This is a genomic window from Petrocella sp. (assembly GCF_059865615.1).
In genome coordinates this window covers 1-2,539 of the sequence record NZ_JCBCDA010000018.1, presented here as the reverse complement: position 1 = coordinate 2,539, position 2,539 = coordinate 1, and the positions used below count along the sequence as shown (strand labels likewise).

Sequence of the window (2,539 nt, the reverse complement as noted above, 5' to 3'; positions counted from 1 at the left end):
ATTGCCTCTGGTAGACTACGTGCCTTTAATGGAAAGCAATTCTATGTAGATTCATTGAATCCAGACACTGATGGCGATGGCCTCTTAGACGGAGAAGAGATTAAAGTAAAAGTAGCAAACAGTGGTTTTACATATTTGTTTGTTAATTCCTATCCGGATAATGTGGATAGTGATAATGATGGTATAAATGATTTAATTGATCCTTTAAAGCTAGTATATACCATAACAGATAGAACACTAGCACTTACAGCTGGGCTAAGTTATCTGAATCTTAGTAATCGAATAGGGGCACAAGTTAGTACATTCGGAGAGAAAGAGCTGTCAAAATTTAAAATAATCTATGCAAATGATTCGGGAAAAGTTCCATTCACAGATTTTTTAGATGGTGGTTTAGGATGTGTTGCAATAAGAATTAATAGAGATGGGCAAAAAGATGCTATTATATTTGCAATTAGGGGTACTGAACCTGAGGATGATCTTTTATATGATGGAGTAACGGATTTATATCTTGGGCTTGGTCTTAATACCACACAATCACTAATGGCGTTTAACACATATAAAGCAATTTCTAGAGCATATCCAAATTGTGACTATTATTTAGCTGGTCATTCATTGGGAGGACGACTCGTTCAAGACGTTTTATATAGAATTTATGATTCGAATGATGGTGTATTAGGATTCTTTAAAGACAACTTAAGTGTACCAGTACATTCAGCTACTTTTAATGCTTTGGGATATAATAGAAGTCAGTTTTTTAGGAGGTGGTTATTTAAAATTGGAAATGTTAATTCAATAAATGAAAGGCTCAATAATTACTATTATAATAAGGATTTAGTTGGTCAAGGTCTTGGCAACAGCTTGCTTTTTAAAAGACTCGGAAGAGATATTGGCCCATGGACAGCGAAGGGCAAGAATGGCAATGTAATTGAAGTAAATAAATTGTTACCATATGAATTTAGCAAATTGCATGGGATTGATTTGTTTTATTATGACGATAGATTATTCTATCCTAACTCTCCAACCGATTGAGGTGAATTGTGAAATACATAAGTGTCTATATAAGAACTCACTTGAAATACTTCTGGTTGTATTTGGTGTCATTGATTACTTTGTTTATTGGAATTGTAACCTCCTTTTTTCTCGGGTATTTTATGTCGAGTCATGGCATAGAAGATGTATTTGCATGGATTATAGCGTTATTTCTTGGAAGTGCTATTGGGAGTGTTCCTTTAATATATCCTAATTATCTAGTAGCCAAGATATATCTTTGTGGAAAATCCAATCCAATAAAAATGAAATACCTAGTTTTGATAAATCAATTTTTTACATATTTACTGTATTTGTTATTTTACTTTATAGTGGTAACAAATATGAATTAAAATTGTGTTAAAGTACTTGATTTTGTATTCAAAATAAGTTTTGTTAGTTTTCAAGCAATACTATATAAACTAGAGGCAAGGAGAGAGGGGGTAAACCATTAGTTAACTCCCTTTTCTTTTGCTATATAGTATAATTTCTATGTCCCCTCGCAGCCGGCACGGGTGATTATACAATGCTTAATACAGATGTTTGGAATAATAGCTCAGAGAATCCAACGGTTCTCTTGAAAGCCAATGGGATCAAAAGATAGCGTATAAGTCAATGAGTGAAGTTAAATCTCTAATGGAACATAATTAATGGATTTATAATGTTGGAGTCGGCAATGCTATAGATATGTGCATTTCTTGGGACTTCAGGAATAACCATTACAAAACAAGTGATAATCTAGGATTTAATAATGATGGCTATTCCAAGATGAATGATAGTTTTTCATTACAGAATATTGAGGTCCTAAAGGCAGATGCGATGCTGAATTTAAATGAGCACAATAAAATTAAGGCAGAAATTCCATATACAATAATTTCTTTTATTAGGAGTTCATATTATTTTGTGGGTGAATATCAATTTGCTGAATAAATATTTACTATATTGATATACATAGAAAATAGCATGTAGATTTTAGAATGGAACAAGGTAATCTAGAAAATATGGCTATAAAGAAGAGTGTTTATACTTTGATTTAACCGATTGAATAAAGATAGTGTACCCTCCGCTACTATCAACATAGATTTAGTAAGAGGGGAACATGAGATAGGAGAGCGTAGATGAATAGACTTTAATTGGACACTTGGTCTACTCGGAGTTAATAGTGTAACCGACCTTCTTAGAATCCAACAAATTTTAAGAGGAGAAAAAGAAAAAGAAAATAAAAAGAATGAAGAGAGTTTTAGCAATTGTTTTGTGTTTTACAATTCTTTTGCAAGTTGCACACATCAGTGCTTTTGCAGTGACAAACCCAAATCATCCTGACATTATAGGGCATTGGGCAGCAAAAGCCTTTGTTGATCAATTAGGTGATGAGGATGAGGCGGCGGTAATTGATTTTGATGGTAGTGCCAAATTGCTCTCAGGACTTACATCAGATAAAGAAGTATTACATGATGCGATTGATAGAATCGACAGTTCGGGAGGAACCGATATTGGAGCTGGCATAGGAATG

The 2,539-nt window shown here is 33.4% G+C and carries 2 protein-coding genes and 1 riboswitch; both genes read left to right on the top strand.

Annotated features, from left to right (window positions below; genetic code table 11):
* Positions 1–1,029, top strand: a 1,029-nt coding sequence (locus AC6F8J_RS02235) for a hypothetical protein (RefSeq protein WP_500720612.1), incomplete at its 5' end; no start/stop codon positions are given.
* A gap of 1,096 nt (positions 1,030–2,125) precedes the next feature.
* Positions 2,126–2,209, top strand: a riboswitch (cyclic di-GMP riboswitch).
* Positions 2,210–2,254: 45 nt separating this feature from the next.
* Positions 2,255–2,539, top strand: a 285-nt coding sequence (locus AC6F8J_RS02230; protein WP_500720611.1) for a VWA domain-containing protein, incomplete at its 3' end; no start/stop codon positions are given.